A 16782-nucleotide genomic window follows, 5' to 3' on the forward strand; every position below is an offset into this window, starting at 1 on the left:
TCACCGATCCGCACCGCGACAGGCAGACGCCCCGACCTGCCCCCGTTCTTCTTGGCCCAAATACCCATCCCCCGACCGGCCCCCACGCACCGCCGGAATACCGACGCAATACAGCCTCAGCTTTCACCCCCTCCTCAGAAATCCGTCGGTGCCCCGCCCTCGGCCTTGCGCCGCTCGACGAAGGCCGCCAGTTCCTCGCGGATACCCTCGTCGATCGGCGGCGCCTCGAAGTCCGCGATGATGTCCTGGAACACCTGGTGCGCGCGCGCGGTCGTCCACACGCCCCCCGCCGCCTCCCACGCCTCGTAATTGCGCCAGTCGCTCAGGAACGGCGCGTAGAACGCCGTGGTATAGCGGTCCTGCGTGTGCTGGATGCCAAAGAAGTGGCCCTGCCCGCCGACCTCGCGGATCGCGTCAATGGCGATCTCGTCCGGCCCCGTGGCGGTTAGCATCGGGTCCATATACCGCTGGATATGCTGCAAAATCTCGCAATCCATGACGAATTTCTCAGGGGACGCGATCAGCCCCCCCTCCAGCCATCCGGCCGCGTGATAGACCATGTTGGCCCCCGCCTGCACCGCCGACCACAGGCTGTTGGAGGTCTCCCATATCGCCTGCCCGTCGGGCACGTTGGCCGCGCAAACGCCCGAGGCCCGCATCGGCAGCTTGTAGAACCGCGCCAGTTGCCCGGTCATCTGCGTCGCGCGCATGTATTCCGGCGTCCCGAACGCGGGCGCGCCGGATTTCATGTCCACGTTGGAGGTGAACGTGCCAATCGCACAGGGCGCACCGGGCCGGATCACCTGCGCCAGAACCACCGCGCACAGCGCCTCCGCCAGCGATTGCGCCACCGCCCCCGCCATCGTCACCGGCGCCATCGCCCCGGCCAGGGTAAAGGGCGTCACCACCAGCCCCTGCCCGCGCCGCGCCAGCCGCATCCAGCCGTCGAGCATCGGGTAGTCGTGCTTCAACGGCGAGGTGGAGTTGATATTGGTATACATGCGCGGCGTGGCCTCGAATTCCTCGTGGCTGAGACCGCCCGCGATGCGCACCATCTCCATCACATCCTCGACCCGCTCTTTCCCGAGGCAATAGGCATGCGCCACCTTGTCGGTCAGCGTCAGCTTGTCATAAAGCACGTCGAGGTGCCGGACGCTCGCGTGGATGTCCTGCGGCTCCACCGGGTAGCCGCCGACGAAATGGATGCAGTTGAAATATTGGCTCAATTTCAACAGGTTCTGGCACATCTCGCGGGTGCCCGTCACCTTGCGCCCGATCTTCATGTCCCAGTAACTCGGCGGCGAGGAGACGTTGCCGAAGTTCAGGTGATTGCCACCGATGGTCAACCGCCGGTCGGGGTTTCGCGGCGTGATGGTCCAGCTCTCCGGCGCTTTCCCGATCATCTCCATCACGAAATCGCGGCCCATGCGGACGTTCTCGCCATTGATCTTGCAGCCACCCGAGGCGCGCAGGATCTTCACCGCCTCGGGGTTGAGAAACTCGATGCCGATCTCCTCGAGAATGCGCATCGCACCGTCGTGGATCGCCTTCACGCCCTCGGGTCCGAGCGGCTCGGTCGGCCGGTCGATGTTCAACGGCGGGTTCCACGGCATCTGCTCGATCACCGCGCCGCCGCGCCGCGCGGCATTGCCTGCGCGGCCGCCGCCGCGCTTCCTGCGTTTGAGATCCTCGGCCATCTTCGCGCTCTCCCGGTGCTCGTCTTCCATAACGAAACACCGCGCGCGCGCAGCCCACATGCCGCTTTGCGACGAAACCTGTCGTTTTCACTCTTTCAGGCGACGGCCATCCGTCGGCGGCCCGTGTGCCAGAGATAGACGGCGAGGCTCACCACCACCACCGCGCCCCCCGCCAGCATCATGGGCGTGGGCTCCTCCCCCACGCCCAGCCACACCCAGAGCGGGCCGAGCACCGTCTCCAGCAGCAGCAGAAGGCTCACGTTCGAGGCGTGGGTGTAGCGCGAGGCAAGCGAGAGCGAGAAGAACGACACCGGCAGGATCACCAGCCCGCAAACCGCGATCGCCCAGACCACACCGTCGGTCATCGCCACAGGCCCGGTGATCGCGGTGCCCGTCACGCCCGCGAGCGCCGCGCCCAGCCCGATCAACAGCGGGATCGGCAGGTCGGGGCGCGCCCGCAGAATCACGAAATTCAGCGCCAGCACCATCGCCACCCCGAGCCCCGCAATCGCCCCCAACAGCGCGTCGGAGGTCAGCGTCACCGCCCCCTCGCCGCCGAACACCGCCAGCGCGATGCCTCCCAGCACCACCACGATCGTCACCCATGTCGCGCGGCGCGTCGGCTCGCCGATGATGATCCGGGCGAACAACGCGGCAAAGACCGGCACCGTCGCCACCGCCAAGAGCATCACCGCAACCGGCGCGTGCGCGATGCCGAGGCTGAACAGCGTGGCGTTGACATACTGGCAGGCCACGATGGCAAGGCCGAAACCGGTCGCCACAAGCGCCAGGTCGCGGCCCCGGCGGCGCGACGTCAGCGCCCAGAGGGCCACCATCACCGCCCCCATCAATAGGCCGCGCCAGCCCACCATCTGATAGCCGCCCATGCCCGACAGCCGCATGAATAGCGCGTCGGGCGTGAGCACCAGCGCGCCGAAGGTGGCGAGAAACAGGCCAAACAGCGGGTGTCGCGTCATGCCAGAAGCCACTCCGGCAGGTGGCCGATATCTGGCAGCACCGCGTCGGCGAACGGGGCAAGGTCGGTCGCCACGGCCGTGCCGGTCAGCACGCCCACGCATACCATCCCCGCCGCGCGGCCCGCGATCAGGTCATGGGTGCTGTCGCCCACCATTACCACCCGGCCGGGCGCGACCGAGACTGCCCGCGCGAAGGCCAGGAGCGGCCCTGGCGCGGGCTTGGCCCCGTGACCGGAATCAAAGCCCGCGATGAAATCGAACCGCTCCAGCACCCCTACGGTGCCCAGATGCGCGCGCGCGCCGTACTCGGTATCGTTGGTCACCACGCCCAGCCGCAGCCCGCGGGCGCGCAACCCGTCGAGGTAAGGGGCCAGAGGCACGGCAGGGGCCAGCGGCGCCTCGGAGGCGCTCAGCATCAGGTGGATCTCGATCTCGTCCACGTCCCTGTCGTGCAGCGCCCCGGCCAGGCATTCGGCGGCCTCGCGGTTGGTACCTGCGATAATCGGGCTTGTCGGCAAGAACCGCGCCGCCGCCAGGTCGTAATGCGCGGCCTCGGCCAACCGCGCCATCGCCACTGCCTCGCCACCTGCAAGGTCGCGGATCACCTGCCCCGCCCACGTGCTCCACGTGGCGTGGAAATCGAAGAGCGTGCCGTCCTTGTCGAACAGGATTGCGTCGGCGCGGCTCATGTCCAGTTCATCTCCGCCCCGCCGGGCAGGGCCGCGCGCGCGCGCATCGGCACGTCATAACCCAAACCTTGCGCGTCACAGAACGCCGTGACCCATGCGTCGTCCATCGCCAGGAAATCGAGCACCGCGCCCAGGAACTCGGGATCGGCGGCACGCGCGCGCAAATCGTCCTCCGAGGCCCCCGTGGCCCCGAGGAAAACCGGCAACAGATCATCATGGCCCGCGAGCCAGCCCAAGGCCCCGAGCGCGACGGTCTCGGCGAAATCCTGCGTCATGTTCATTTGAGTTAATTCCCGGAAAGGTTTTCTTAACCACTCGGCGCGATAGTGGCCCAAAGGTAAACGCTCAGAGCGAAGGCGCAACCGCAATGTCGGGCACGGTTCTCATTGTTGACGATATGGCCACCAACAGGATCGTGTTGAAGGTCAAGCTCGCACCTACCCCCAACCGGGTCGTGCAGGCGGCCACCCCGCGCGAGGCGCTGCGCATCGCAGCAAAGGACGCGCCGGACCTGATCCTCGCCAATACCCACCTCGACGGGCAGAGTGCCGAGCCGTTCCTGCGCGCGCTGCGCCGCGTCGAAAGGCTGGCGCATGTGCCGGTGCTGATGGTTCAGGACACCGAATGCGCCGCCGAGCGGCAGGCCATGCTTCGCGCGGGCGCCGACGACATCCTCGCCAAGCCGGTCCCCGAGGCGCTGCTGCTCGCGAGGCTGCGTAACCTGTTGCGCAGCCACCACGCCGAAACCGAGATCGCCGCGCAGGCGGGCGATGCCACCGGGTTCGCCGAAGCGCGGGCCGAAATTGTCCTGCCCGGGCGCGTCGCCATCTGCGGCGCGGATCGCGCCGCGACCCGCGCGCTGCGCAGCCTGCTGGCCGATTGCACGCCGCATCGCCTGACCTGCGTAGCCCCCGAGAGCACCACCCCACCGGGACCGCAGGACATACTTCTCCTGCGCATCGCCAACGGTCAGGCCGAGGCCGGACTGCGCCTGCTGGCGGATCTCAAGGCCGCGCGCGACACCTGCCGGTGCCCCGTCCTCGTCCTGCTCGACCGCGCGGCGGCCCCGCTCGCCGTAACACTGCTCGACATGGGGGCCGACGACGTCCTGCTTGCCCCCGCCGACGGCGGGGAACTGGCGCTGCGCATCGCCCGCCAGATCGACCGCAAGCGCCGGATCGAGGTGCTGCGCGGCAAGCTGCGCTCCGGCATGGCCGCAGCGGTCCGCGATCCGCTCACCGGCGCCTACAATCGCCGCCATGCCTTGCCCTGGCTCGAACGCCAGCTCGTGCAGACCACGATCGGGCGCAAGAGCCTCGCGGTGATGCTGGCCGATCTCGATTTCTTCAAGCGGGTCAACGACCGCCACGGCCATGCCGCGGGCGACGCGGTGCTCTGCGCCGTGACCGAGCGGCTCGGCGCGCATCTACGCGAGGGTGATCTGCTGGCGCGCATCGGCGGCGAGGAATTCCTGATCGCGCTGCCGGACGTCACGCCCGGACTCGCCCGCCGCGTAGCCGAGCGCCTATGTGACGCGGTCCGTGCCACGCCCATTGCCGTACCGGGCCAGCCCGCGCCGATCCCGGTCACGCTCAGCATCGGCGTCACCCTCGTGCAAAGCGGTCCCGGCAATCCTGCTCCCGACATGCAGACCGTCCTGGAAGAGGCCGACCGCGCGCTCTACGCCGCCAAGGCGCAGGGCCGCAATCAGGCCAGCTTCTGCGCCCGCTCGGCGGCCTGACCGGGGCGCCTGCGAAATGCGCGCGGCGTCTCGCCCCACATTGCCACGAACGCGCGAGTAAAGGCGCTGCGGCTCTGAAACCCCACCGCGCGCGCCACCTGTTCCACCGGTGCGCGCCGCTCGGTCAGCATCTGCGCCGCCCGCGCCAGCCGCAGGTCGCGCAACAGCGTCATCGCCCCCTGCCCATAGGCCGCCCGGAACCGCGCGGCAAAGCGCGACCGGCTCATCCCCGCCACCCCCGCGAGACTGTCGAGCGTGTGGGGCGCGCCGGGCTCGTCGAGCATCGCGCGCAAGCCGCGCCACAGCCCCGGATCGGCCAGCGCCGCGAGCCAGGTGACTGCCGGATCGCCCGCCTCCAGCCGCACGCGCAGCATCTCGATCAGGCATTGCAGCAACAGCGCGCGCACCATCGCCCGCTGCCCGGGCCGGACGCTCCCCATTTCGGCCACCAGCGCCGCCATCGCCTGCGACGCCACCGGGCTCGCCGTCACATCGAGATCGAGCGGCGCGCGCAACAGGTCGATCAACCCGTGCGTGCCGCGCAGCCCCACCGAGATCGTGGAGCAAAGCACCACCATCACCCCCGCCCCCTCGCCGCGCGCGACATGCGCCTCGAGGTCGAGCCCCGCGGGGTGGCAGGCGGGCAGCCCCACCTGACCGCCGCCGCGATGGGCGAGCGAATGGGTGCGGCTCGCCGGCACCAGCACCAGCCGCCCGGGCGCCAGGTCGAGCGGCGCGCCACCCTGCACCGACAGCACGCCCCGCCCGCCCAGCACGTAGTGCAGCGTGGCGCGCGGGGTGCGGCCCAGCCCCATGCTGCACGCGCCCTCCAGCGCGCAGATGGCAAAGGGCTCGGCGCTGATCTCCAGCGCGTCGAGAATCCGGTCGTGGGGGTGCTCCGTCATGGGGCCGATCCTGCCGCAGCGGGACGAGAAAGGCACGAAAAATCGTCCATATGCCACCGATTCAGGACGCAAAGGCACATCACCTCCGGCAGACTACGTCATGTCAAAACCAAGGGAGAGACCCGATGTGCACCTGTCACGATCACGACCATGACCCGAAATTCACCCGCCGCGCCGCGCTCACCGGCACGGCCGCGCTGGCCGCTGCCGCCACCGGGCTCGCCGCCTCTGGCGCGCAGGCGCAGGAGGCCAACCCCTACGCACCGCCCGCCGAGCCGTTCCTGCCGCCCAGCGACATGGAACTCGACCTTTCGCGCGCCGCCCTCGTCGTCACAGACCCGCAGGTCGATTTCCTGTCGCCCGACGGTGTCGCCTGGGGCGCGGTGGGCAAGTCGGTCGAGATGAACAACACCGTCGACAACATCGAGCGGTTGTTCAAGGCGGCCAAGGGCGCGGATATCACCGTCGCCGTCTCGCCGCACTACTACTACCCCACCGATCACGGCTGGAAATTCGAGGGCGCGCTGGAAAAGCTCATGCACAAGATCAGCATGTTCGACCGCAAGAGCCCGCTTAGCCTCGACGGGTTCGAAGGCTCGGGCGCCGACTACATGCCGCAATACAAGCCCTATATCGAGGACGGCAAGACCATCCAGTGCTCGCCGCACAAGGTCTACGGACCGGAAACCAACGATCTCGCACTGCAACTGCGCAAGATGGGCGTGGACCAGGTGATCCTAGCGGGCATGTCGGCCAACCTGTGCACCGAGAGCCACATGCGCGAACTGCTCGAACAGGGCTTCGAGGTGGCCGTAGTCTCCGACGGCACGGCGGCGGCGATGCTGCCCGAAGGCGACGGCTATCTCGCCGCGCTGACCAACTTCCGCTTCATGGCCAACGCGCTGTGGACCACCGACGAGGTCGTGGCGATGCTCGGCTGAGCGCGCCACCGGCCCGCGCCCCCGGGGATGAGGCGGGGCCGCCCGCGCGGGATCACACCCCGCGCGGGCATTTCCTTTTTCAGCGAACCGGCCTATCCCTGCCTCTGACCAGATGGAGGCAAGGCGATGGCAGAAACCATGATCGGGGTGATCGGCGGCTCGGGGCTCTACGAGATCGACGGGCTGGGCGACGCCCGCTGGCAAGAGGTCGAAACCCCGTGGGGCACCCCTTCGGACGCGATCCTCACCGGCACGCTCGACGGGGTGGCGATGGCCTTCCTGCCCCGCCACGGACGGGGTCATGTCCACAGCCCCTCGACGGTGCCCTACCGTGCCAATATCGACGCGTTGAAGCGGCTCGGCGTCACCGACGTGATCTCGGTCTCGGCCTGCGGCTCGTTCCGCGAGGAGATGGCACCGGGCGATTTCGTCCTCCTCGACCAGTATATCGACCGCACCGTCGCGCGCGACGCCTCGTTTTTCGGCACGGGATGCGTCGGCCATGTGAGCCTCGCCCACCCCACCTGCCCACGCCTATCAGAGGCTTGCGAGACCGCCGCGCGCGACGCAGGCATCACCGTACACTCGGGCGGCACATACCTGGCAATGGAAGGCCCGCAATTCTCGACCATGGCGGAATCGAAGATGTATCGCGAGGCCTGGGGCGCGGACGTGATCGGCATGACCGGCATGCCCGAGGCGCGGCTCGCCCGCGAGGCCGAGCTTTGCTACGCCGCCGTCGCCATGATCACCGATTACGACAGCTGGCACCCCGATCACGGCACGGTCGACATCTCCGACATCATCGCCACGCTCGGGGCCAATGCCGACAAGGGCCGCGACCTTGTCCGCCGCTTGCCCGCGCTCTTGGGCGCGGACCGCACGCCCTGCCCCCACGGTTGCGACCGCGCGCTCGATTTCGCCATCCTCACCGCACCCGACAAACGCGATCCGGCCCTCGTCGCGCGGCTCGACGCAGTGGCGGGGCGGGTGCTCGACTGATCGCGGCCTGCTCAACTCTTCGCGCGCAGCGTGTCACATCACTGGACGCCTGCGCGCCCCGCCCCCACTACAGTCCCATGTCCCGGCTCATCGACAAGCTCACCGACCAGGCATGGCGCCACGACATGGGCCGCCGGTTCGAGGCGCTCGCGGACGAGATTTTCCAAGTGATCCGCTGGGTGCTCATCGTTGGGTTCGCCGATTATCTCGCGCGCGCCCATGACGCCGCGATCCTGACGCTCACCTACTGGGCGCTGTCGGCGCTGCTCTTCGGCTACATCGCCTCGCGCTTCCTGTTGCGGCCAGAGATTCCCTTTCTCGGCAACCCGCCGGGGCGCCTGGGCCGCCTCGCGCAGACGGCGCTCAACTTCCTGCTCTGCGTGGGGGTGTTCCTGCTCACCCTCTACGCCATCAGCGATCTGACCGGCGCCATCGCCGCCTATCGCGGCGCTCTCTGAGCCCTTGCGCGGCGGCCCGCGCTGCGGCACAAGCGCGGCGACCCACCGGAGAGCCGCCATGCCCAAGCAAAAGACCGTCAGGGACTACATCCGCACCATCGTCGATTTCCCCCACGAGGGGATCCTGTTCCGCGACGTGACCACGCTTTTCGCCGATCCGCGCGGATTTCGCATCGCTATCGACCAGATGCTGCATCCCTATGCCGGGCAGCCCATCGACAAGGTGGCCGGGCTCGAGGCGCGCGGCTTCATCCTTGGCGGCGCCATCGCGCACCAGCTCTCGGTGGGTTTTGTGCCCATCCGCAAGAAGGGCAAGCTGCCCGGCGCGGTAATCTCGGAGGAATACCAGCTCGAATACGGCGAGGCGGTGATCGAGGTCCACGACGACGCCATCGCGCCCGGTGAACGGGTGCTCCTGGTGGATGACCTGCTGGCCACGGGCGGCACCGCAGCGGCAGGCATCCGGCTGATCGAGCGCCTTGGGGGAGAAATCACCGGCTGCGCCTTCATCGTCGATCTGCCCGATCTCGGCGGGCACGCCCGGCTCGCGGCGATGGGAATGGACGTGCACACGCTCTGCGCCTTCGAGGGAGCGTAAGGCGCGCCCGCTCAACCCGCGCTGTGCACCACCCGCGCCGCCAGCCGCAGCGCATGGGCAGGCTCGCGGCTCATCGCGGGCAGCACCGGGTCATAGCCGGCCCGGATAAGCGCACCGATATCTGGCCGCAGCACCACCCGCCCGTCCGCCAACTGCCCCAGCGCCGAGCGGTCGGTGAACGCGCGGTCCGACCACAGCAGGACCGCCTGCACCACCTGGCTCAGCGCCAGCGTCTCGGCGGGCACGGCGGAGAGGTCTTCGTCCATGCACAAAAAGACAAACGCCGCCCGGATCGCGCCGTCCTTGTCAAAACGGAAGATGCGGTATTGGTTGGCCCCCTCCGCCCCAAGCCGCGCCACCAGCGGCGCGAGGTCCGGCACCAGCCTGTCGAGGTCGGGCACGGCTAGCAATTCTTGCCAGTCGCGAAAGAAGAACATCATCAGGTTCGCGCCCAGTTCCGGGTCGGTCTCGGCCATCTTGTGACCGGCCATCGCCACCACCGCCTCGACCGCGCCCTTGACCACGCTCAGCGTCGCATCCTCCACGCCAAAGACGACCGGCACGACGGGCCGCCCCCAGCGGGCAAACAGGAACTCCCCGTCCGCACGGGTAAACAGCGCCGCGATCTCGTCGGGTGTCAGGGTGTCGCTCATCGGCCGCCTCCGCAATGCCGCGCCCCTCTAGCAGGACCGATCCACCCCAGCAAACCCCTGCGGTTTCTTCTTGGCCCAAATACCCAAGTCCCGCCACCGGCCACGCACGCCCTCACTTGCCGAAAAGATCGCTCGTCCCCTTCGGCCCCGGCGCCTCAAGCCCCAGATGCCGCCACGCCGCCGCCGCCAGCATCCGCCCGCGCGGTGTGCGCTGGATGAGGCCCTGTTGCAGCAGGAAGGGCTCGATCACCTCTTCCAGCGCGTCACGGCTCTCGCTGAGCGCCGCCGACAGCGTCTCGATCCCCACCGGGCCGCCGCCATACGCCTCCGCGATCAGCCGCAGATAGCGCCGGTCGGCCCCGTCGAGGCCCAGGTGATCCACCCCCAGCCGGGTAAGCGAGGCGTCGGCCAGTTCCCGGCTGATCTTGCCGCCGCCCTCGACCACCGCGAAATCCACCACGCGGCGCAGCAGACGCCCGGCGATGCGCGGCGTGCCGCGCGCGCGGCGCGCGATCTCGCGTGCGCCCTCGGTCTCTGTGGGGATGTTCAACAGCCGCGCGTTGCGGGTGACGATCTCGTGCAGCTCCTCGATCTCGTAGAATTGCAGCCTTGTGGGGATGCCGAACCGGTCGCGCAGCGGCGTGGTCAAGAGGCCCAGCCGCGTCGTCGCCCCGACCAGCGTGAAGGGCTGCAACTCGATCCGCACGGTGCGCGCCGCCGGCCCCTCGCCGATCACGAGATCGAGCTCGAAATCCTCCAGCGCGGGGTAGAGCACCTCCTCCACCGCCGGGTTGAGCCGGTGAATCTCGTCGATGAACAGCACGTCGTTGCGCTCGAGATTGGTCAGGATCGCCGCGAGGTCCCCCGCCTTGGCAAGAACCGGCCCCGAGGTCATGCGAAACCCGACGCCCAGTTCGCGCGCCATGATCTGCGCCAGCGTCGTCTTGCCCAGGCCGGGGGGGCCGTGAAACAGCGTGTGATCCATCGCCTCGCCCCGTTGCCGCGCCGATTGGATGAACACCGCCAGGTTGGCCCGCGCCTCGCGCTGCCCGATGAATTCCTTGAGCGCGCGTGGGCGCAGGCTGCGGTCGCTGTCCTCGGGCAGTTCCTCGGGCCGTAGGGTGGGGTCAGGGTCGGTCATGGATCAGCCCTTCGGTGCCAGCAGCCGCAACGCAGCGCGGATTAGCGCGGCGGTGTCGGCGTCGCCCGCCTCGCCCGCCGCCTGCGCCACCGCGCCCGCCGCCTCGCCGGGGCCGTACCCGAGGTTGGTCAGCGCCGAGAGTGCCTCGGCCTGCGCGCCCTTGCCCGCCGGTGCGTGGCCCGCAGGGGCCGCGGCCGGGACGGCGGGGGCCGCCGCCTCGATCACCTCGCCCGTGTCCGGCTTGGGTGGCGGCGCCACGCCCATCGCCATCACCGCGGGCGCCTTGTCCTTCAACTCGTTGACCAACCGTTGCGCCGTCTTGGCCCCTACCCCCTTGGCCGCGGTAATCGCGTTCCAGTCGCCGATGGCGATGGCCCTGCCCACACCCTCGGGCCCCAGCGCGCCGAGGATTGCCAGCGCCGCCTTGGCGCCCACGCCCTGCACGCTCATCAGCAGGCGGTGCCATTCCTTCTCCGCCAGCGTCGGAAAGCCGAATAGCTGCAACAGGTCCTCGCGCACCAGGAGGTCAGTATAGAGCGCGGCCATGCCGCCCACACCGGGCAGCGCGGCGAGCGTGCGCTCGGAGCAATGCACGATATAGCCCACCCCGCGCACGTCTATCAGGACGTGATCGGCCCCGCGCCAGTCGATCCGCCCCGCGATGCGCCCGATCATGCCAGCCCCCCGGCCATTGCGCGCCCGTAATGTGCGTGGCAGATCGCCACCGCCAGCGCGTCAGCCGCGTCGGGCCCCGCCAGGACCACGCCGGGAAGCTGCACCCGCACCATGTGCGCGACCTGCTCCTTGGCGGCATGGCCCACGCCCACCACCGTCTTCTTCACCCGGTTGGGCGAGTATTCCCCCACCGTCAGCCCGTATTGCGCGGGCACCAGCAGCGCCACGCCCCGCGCCTGCCCCAGCTTGAGCGTGCCCGCCCCGTCCTTGTTGACAAAGGTCTGCTCCACCGCCGCCGCCTGCGGATCATAGCGATGCACGATATCGCCCAGTTGTTCGTAGAGCGACAAGAGCCGCGCGCCCAGATCGTCGCCCACCGAATGGCATACGCCGTTGGCGATGTGGCTCAGGCGACTGCCCTGCACCTCGATCACGCCCCAGCCGAGGTTCCGCAATCCCGGGTCGATGCCCAATACCCGCATGTCTGCCCTGCCTGCTTTGGTTTTCGCCTCAATAGCACGAAACGTGAACGACAACCAAGCACAATGCGCGGGCCGCGACGGCGTCGAGCGTTGCAGGAATTGCATAAGGACTATGCAGAAACCCCAGCTTGTGCGGACCGGTTGCCCCGATTAGCTGCACTATACAAACGGGTTGCCCCGATAGCCCCCCGTATCAAGGAACGACGCACATGGCACTCATCGACACCCCCCGCGCCCACGCGCACCCCCGCCCCGCCTTCGGCCTGCTCTCTCGCATCGTCGAGGCCGTGATCTCGTGGAACGACCGCCGCGCCACGCGCAAGGCGCTCGCCCAGCTTTCGGATCGCGAGCTTGACGATATCGGCCTGAGCCGCGGCGATATCGACCGGGTCGCCCGCCGCTTCTGAGCGCGCAGGCCACCACAGGATCGCGCGCGCCCCGTGCGGACATGGTCCGCGCGGGGCTTTTTCGTGCCTGTCCGCCCGGCTCAGCGCAGAACCGGTGCCAGGTATCCGGCCACCCAGAGTGTCAGCGTGTCGGGGTGCATGATCATTGCGCCCGCCTGTTCGAGCACATGCCCCTCGGCCAACCGCGCAATCCGCGCCTCGTAGGTGTCTCCACCCAGATGCGCGAGCACGACCGCCTTGAAGAAGACAAAGCCGACCAAGAGGTAGAGAACGCCGCGTAGCGGGATCATCCGTCGGCGGCGGCACGGCGCGAAAACGATCAGACCGTCTGGCCGAACCTTGCCGACATAGCCTCGTCCCAGCCGGGCGTGCGACTCGTCGATCCGGCGCAGGCGGGCGTTGAAATTCCGAGTGGCATCAGACATCGCCTCAGTCCCGAAGAAACGGCCCCCACCGCGATGCGATTATTGTGCGGTCGAAATGTGGCAATAACTAGGCAGACCCCTCGCTTCGGCCAGATTTCGACATATTTTCAGTGACTTTTAGACATTGTCAGGGTTGACCAGTCACCAATCTCTTCGTGATGCTCGAGACTGTTTCCAAGCTCTGAATAAACCGCGACTACCTCCGCGGCTTGCTCGTTGAGCAGCCCCGACAGAATCACCCTGCCCCCCGGCGCGAGGGCTTCGGTGATCCCCGGCGCCAGCGCCAGCAGGGGCCCCTTGAGGATATTGGCAAAGATCAGGTCAAAGGGCGCCGCGTCGCGCAGCACCGGGTGGTCGAGCCCCTCGGCCTCGACACACGTCACGCGGCCCGTCAGCGCGTTGGCCGCCAGGTTTGCCTCGGCCACCTCCACCGCCACCGCGTCGATATCCGAGGCCAGAATCACGGCAGGCCAGATGCGCGCCGCCGCCATCGCCAGAACGGCGGTGCCACAGCCTAGGTCCAGCACCGACTTGCCCTCGAAGCCGTCCGCCGCCAACCGGTCGAGCGCCCGCAGACAGCCAAGCGTGGTGCCGTGATGCCCGGTGCCGAACGCCATCGACGCCTCGATCAGCAGCGGCTCGCATCCCTCCGGCACGCGGTCCGCGTCATGGCTGCCATAAACGAAAAACCGCCCCGCCTCGACCGGGCTCAACTCGCGCCGCACCTTGGCGACCCAGTCGATCTCGGGCAGTTCCGACACGGTAAAGGGACGCGCGCCATGCGCCGCCGCCAGCAGGTCGAGGGCGACGGCATCAGGGGCCTCCTCGAAATAGGCGCCGATCTCCCACAGGCCCGATCCGTCCTCCATCTCGAAGGCACCGACGCCGGTCGGTTCGGGTGTCAGCCTCTCCAGCGCCTCGGCGAGCGCCTCGGCCTGTGATTTGTCGCTGAGCGTGGTGAGCGCGGTATAGGTCTTTGTCATATGAGGTCCGTATAAAGCCTGTTGGTCGAATGAATTTCGTGACACGATACCGCAGGAGCCGCAAGCGGCAGCGGCGCGTATGGTATCGAAGACAAGTCGATGGAACACGCCTGCTTCCGGACAACTAGAGCTCAGATGGAATTCCAATGCCCGCAGCCGTTCTTTTCCTTTTCTATATCCTGTTGGTCTGCACGCCATTGGTGCTCGCCACGGTGCAGGGCCAGCCACCGCGGGGCGTGTGGGATGAACTGGCAGCCGGCGCCGGCATGGCGGGGCTTGCCATCCTCTTGGTTGAATTTGTGCTGTCGGGGCGTTTCCGGTCGATCTCGGGCAACATCGGGATGGATGTCACGATGCGGCTGCACCAGTTGCTGGCACGGTCGGCGGCAGTTCTGATCGTCCTGCATCCGTTTCTCTATCGGGGACAGCAAAGCCTTGATCCCCGCCAGTTGCCGCCGGGCTCGGGCGCGCTGGATTTCGGGTTTGATGGTCTCTGGCCTGGAATCATCGCCTGGCTTCTGCTGGGGGCCCTGATGGTGATGGCGATCGGGCGCGATGCGTTGTACCGCCATGAGCATTGGCGTCTGACGCATGGGGTGATGGCGCTGATCGTGGCGGCCCTGGGCGTACTGCACGCCACGCGGGCCGGGCAATATAGCCGTGAGCCGGTGTTGACCTGGGTCTGGGGCAGTCTGCTCGGCATCGCGGTTCTCTCGTTGCTTTGGGTCTACGTGATCAAGCCGATCTGGAAGCGCGCGCATCTGTGGCGGGTCAGCCGGGTGCGCAAGCTGGCCGACCGGACATGGGAATTGCGGCTGGTGCCAGAGGGGCATGACGGCCTGCGCTATGCCCCCGGGCATTTCGCCTGGATCAGCATCGGGCGCAGCGCTTTTTCGTTGAATGAAAACCCGTTTTCAATCGCCTCGGCACCCAGCGACGGATCCGAACTGCGCTTCGTGATCAAGGAACTGGGAGATTTCACCAATCACATTGGGGAAGTCGCGACCGGCACGCGCGCCTATGTGGATGCGCCGTTCGGGGCCCTGACGCTCAAAGGGCATGAGAGCGCCGCAGGCCTGTGCCTGATCGCGGGCGGGGTTGGCATTGCTCCGACGCTGTCACATCTGCGTGCCTTGAACGCAGCAGAGGACCCGCGCCCGCGCCTGCTGATATATGGCAACAGGCATACCGGGCAGATCGTCCATGGCGACGAGCTGAGCCAGATGGCGAGAGACACACCGCTCACGCTTGTGCATGTGCTATCCGACCCTCCGGATGGCTGGACCGGAGAAACCGGTTTTATCCGCCGGGACCTGCTTGAGCGCTACATTGACGAGAACGCGCGGCAGGCGTGGGTTTTTATCCTGTGCGGTCCGCCGCCGATGCTGCATATGGTCGAAACCGCGCTTTTGGAGATGGGCGTGCCCGCCCGCCATATCCTTTCAGAGCAGTTCAGCTATGACTGACCGAACCAGCCGCCAACGCATCATCCGCGCCTTTTGGACCCTGAATCTCGCTATCGCTGCAGCCGTGATCGCCTTTGCCCTGCGCGGGTACTGGCTCTGACATCATTCTGCGGGTTTCGGCACAAAGCCTGCCAGAATGGTTTCATACCCCGGTTCGGGGTGGCGCGGGATCATCAGCGCCAGCATCAGCGACACCACGGCCATCCCGGCGGCCATCACGAACACCCATGCCGGCGAGACCAGCCACAGATAGCCCAGCGCGGCGGGCAGGAACACAGCGGCGATATGGTTGATGGTAAAGGCCACGGCGGCGGTGGGGGCGATGTCGCCAGGATCGGCGATCTTCTGGAAATAGGTCTTGAGCGCCAGCGCCAGCGAGAACAACACGTGATCCACCACGTAAAGCCCGGCGGCCAGTACCACCCCCCAGCCGAACATGTAGATGCCGCCATAGGCGAGGAATACCAGTGCCAGCCCCACATATTCGAATATCAGCGTATTGCGCTCCCCATAGCGGAATACCGCCCGGCCCATCAGGGGGGCCGCCACCATGTTGATCACGAGGTTTATCATGAACAGCGCGGTCACCTCGTGCACCTCGAAACCGAACCGCTCGACCATCATGAAGCCTGCGAAGACCACGAATATCTGGCGCCGCGCGCCGGCCATGAATTGCAGTGCGTAATAGAGCCAGTAGCGGCGGCGCAGCACCATCTTCTTGACCTGCGGGTTCGGCGCCTCGAAGCGCGGATAGGCGAGCAGGCAGAACACCGCGACGCAGGCGGTGAACCCGCCCGACACCATGTAGACGAGGTTGTAATTCAGATCGAACGCCCGCCACGTCAGCACGATCAGCACATAGGCCACCAGCGTGGCGCCGGACCCCGCAGCCAGCAACCATCCCAGCATCTGCGGTGCACGCAGCTTGTCGAGCCATTGCAGTTGCAACGATTGGTTCACCGTCTCGAAATAGTGAAACCCGATCGAGCTGAGCATGGTGATGGTGAGAATCCCGCCCAAGGACGGGAATTGCGCGGTCAGCGCCGTGGCCACCCCCAACAGCAGCAGCGACACCAGGCCCAGCACCTGCTCGTGCATGAACATGATGAGCGCGATCACCCCGATGGCGAAAAAGCCGGGGATTTCCCGCACCGTGTGCAGCCAGCCGATGTCCGAGCCGTCGAACCCGGCCATTTCTATGACGAAATTGTTGAGCAGCGCCGACCATGTGGCAAAGGCCACCGGCATCGCGGCGGCCATGAGGAAGAGCAGCGTCACGGGGCGTCGCCAGACGGGCAGATCCCGCGCCCGGCCAAGGGGGAATTGCGCATTCATGCGCATTCCTTACGCCCAAGTCGCGGCCTTGGCGAGAGGCCGCGACCTCGTCCGCCCGAAATCTTCAAAGAGACCTCAGCGAAACGCCTCGTTTGAGGGGTGAGGTGGGATTTGTTTCCCCCGGGATGGTTTTGGGCCGGTTGTTAGGCTTCGGTGGTGGCCTTGACTGGCAGGTGAGATTGGTGAGGGAGCCGGGTTATCAGCCGT

19 protein-coding genes are annotated in these 16782 nt (G+C 67.5%); 7 read left to right on the forward strand and 12 right to left on the reverse strand.

Annotated elements, in window-relative coordinates; translation table 11 throughout:
• Positions 1–134: 134 nt before the first annotated feature.
• The 4 genes from AC13D8_RS10360 to AC13D8_RS10375 all read right to left on the reverse strand — a co-directional run bounded on the left by AC13D8_RS10360 (position 135) and on the right by AC13D8_RS10375 (position 3644).
• Positions 135–1697 carry a trimethylamine methyltransferase family protein gene (locus tag AC13D8_RS10360; RefSeq protein WP_482968761.1) on the reverse strand — a complete coding sequence of 521 codons (1563 nt, stop codon included), beginning with the start codon at positions 1695–1697 and terminating at the stop codon, positions 135–137.
• Positions 1698–1792: 95 nt separating this feature from the next.
• Positions 1793–2674 carry a DMT family transporter gene (locus tag AC13D8_RS10365; protein WP_129432918.1) on the reverse strand — a complete coding sequence of 294 codons (882 nt, stop codon included), beginning with the start codon at positions 2672–2674 and terminating at the stop codon, positions 1793–1795.
• A complete protein-coding gene (locus AC13D8_RS10370) occupies positions 2671–3363 on the reverse strand; it encodes an HAD family hydrolase (protein WP_482968762.1) in 693 nt (230 codons plus the stop codon). Before AC13D8_RS10370 ends, AC13D8_RS10365 begins: the two co-directional genes overlap by 4 nt.
• Complete coding sequence (locus tag AC13D8_RS10375; RefSeq protein ID WP_129432920.1) at positions 3360–3644, reverse strand: DUF3572 domain-containing protein; 285 nt, start codon at positions 3642–3644, stop codon at positions 3360–3362. Before AC13D8_RS10375 ends, AC13D8_RS10370 begins: the two co-directional genes overlap by 4 nt.
• Positions 3645–3730: 86 nt before the next feature.
• On the opposite strand from AC13D8_RS10375, the gene AC13D8_RS10380 reads away from it, so the two are divergent.
• Positions 3731–5104 (forward strand): diguanylate cyclase domain-containing protein, encoded by a 1374-nt coding sequence (locus tag AC13D8_RS10380; protein ID WP_482968763.1) that lies wholly within the window; start codon positions 3731–3733, stop codon positions 5102–5104.
• On the opposite strand, the gene AC13D8_RS10385 is transcribed toward AC13D8_RS10380, so the two are convergent.
• The gene (locus AC13D8_RS10385) at positions 5071–6009 is read right to left on the reverse strand and encodes an AraC family transcriptional regulator (protein WP_482968764.1); all 939 of its coding nucleotides are present in this window, start codon (positions 6007–6009) and stop codon (positions 5071–5073) included. The genes AC13D8_RS10380 and AC13D8_RS10385 overlap by 34 nt on opposite strands.
• A gap of 125 nt (positions 6010–6134) precedes the next feature.
• On the opposite strand from AC13D8_RS10385, the gene AC13D8_RS10390 reads away from it, so the two are divergent.
• The 4 genes from AC13D8_RS10390 (at position 6135) to AC13D8_RS10405 (ending at position 9008) form a co-directional block, all read left to right on the forward strand.
• Complete coding sequence (locus tag AC13D8_RS10390) at positions 6135–6950, forward strand: cysteine hydrolase family protein (RefSeq protein ID WP_482968765.1); 816 nt, start codon at positions 6135–6137, stop codon at positions 6948–6950.
• A gap of 126 nt (positions 6951–7076) precedes the next feature.
• Entirely contained in the window at positions 7077–7952 is an 876-nt protein-coding gene (locus AC13D8_RS10395) for an S-methyl-5'-thioadenosine phosphorylase (protein WP_482968766.1), read from the forward strand.
• A 77-nt stretch (positions 7953–8029) separates the two neighbouring features.
• Entirely contained in the window at positions 8030–8410 is a 381-nt protein-coding gene (locus AC13D8_RS10400; protein WP_482968767.1) for a hypothetical protein, read from the forward strand.
• Positions 8411–8468: 58 nt separating this feature from the next.
• Positions 8469–9008 (forward strand): adenine phosphoribosyltransferase, encoded by a 540-nt coding sequence (locus AC13D8_RS10405; protein ID WP_482968768.1) that lies wholly within the window; start codon positions 8469–8471, stop codon positions 9006–9008.
• Between the two features lie 11 nt (positions 9009–9019).
• Here AC13D8_RS10405 and AC13D8_RS10410 read toward each other — a convergent pair whose 3' ends face one another.
• The 4 genes from AC13D8_RS10410 to ruvC form a co-directional block, all read right to left on the reverse strand.
• Entirely contained in the window at positions 9020–9649 is a 630-nt protein-coding gene (locus AC13D8_RS10410; RefSeq protein ID WP_482968786.1) for a hypothetical protein, read from the reverse strand.
• Between the two features lie 124 nt (positions 9650–9773).
• The gene (gene ruvB, locus AC13D8_RS10415; protein WP_482968769.1) at positions 9774–10802 is read right to left on the reverse strand and encodes a Holliday junction branch migration DNA helicase RuvB; all 1029 of its coding nucleotides are present in this window, start codon (positions 10800–10802) and stop codon (positions 9774–9776) included.
• A gap of 3 nt (positions 10803–10805) precedes the next feature.
• Positions 10806–11477, reverse strand: a complete 672-nt coding sequence (gene ruvA, locus AC13D8_RS10420) for a Holliday junction branch migration protein RuvA (RefSeq protein ID WP_482968770.1) — start codon at positions 11475–11477, stop codon at positions 10806–10808.
• The gene (ruvC, locus tag AC13D8_RS10425) at positions 11474–11959 is read right to left on the reverse strand and encodes a crossover junction endodeoxyribonuclease RuvC (RefSeq protein ID WP_482968771.1); all 486 of its coding nucleotides are present in this window, start codon (positions 11957–11959) and stop codon (positions 11474–11476) included. Before ruvC ends, ruvA begins: the two co-directional genes overlap by 4 nt.
• Before the next feature lie 209 nt (positions 11960–12168).
• On the opposite strand from ruvC, the gene AC13D8_RS10430 reads away from it, so the two are divergent.
• The gene (locus AC13D8_RS10430; RefSeq protein WP_482968772.1) at positions 12169–12366 is read left to right on the forward strand and encodes a DUF1127 domain-containing protein; all 198 of its coding nucleotides are present in this window, start codon (positions 12169–12171) and stop codon (positions 12364–12366) included.
• Positions 12367–12446: 80 nt separating this feature from the next.
• Here AC13D8_RS10430 and AC13D8_RS10435 read toward each other — a convergent pair whose 3' ends face one another.
• Positions 12447–12791, reverse strand: a complete 345-nt coding sequence (locus AC13D8_RS10435; RefSeq protein WP_482968773.1) for a hypothetical protein — start codon at positions 12789–12791, stop codon at positions 12447–12449.
• A 107-nt stretch (positions 12792–12898) separates the two neighbouring features.
• Complete coding sequence (locus AC13D8_RS10440) at positions 12899–13774, reverse strand: 50S ribosomal protein L11 methyltransferase (protein ID WP_482968774.1); 876 nt, start codon at positions 13772–13774, stop codon at positions 12899–12901.
• A 146-nt stretch (positions 13775–13920) separates the two neighbouring features.
• On the opposite strand from AC13D8_RS10440, the gene AC13D8_RS10445 reads away from it, so the two are divergent.
• Positions 13921–15240, forward strand: a complete 1320-nt coding sequence (locus AC13D8_RS10445) for a ferredoxin reductase family protein (RefSeq protein ID WP_482968775.1) — start codon at positions 13921–13923, stop codon at positions 15238–15240.
• A 102-nt stretch (positions 15241–15342) separates the two neighbouring features.
• Here AC13D8_RS10445 and AC13D8_RS10450 read toward each other — a convergent pair whose 3' ends face one another.
• Positions 15343–16575: an MFS transporter gene (locus tag AC13D8_RS10450; protein ID WP_129432931.1), complete on the reverse strand. Its 1233-nt coding sequence runs from the start codon at positions 16573–16575 to the stop codon at positions 15343–15345.
• Positions 16576–16782: the final 207 nt, after the last annotated feature.

It is taken from the genome of Roseovarius sp. B-10, assembly GCF_056859295.1.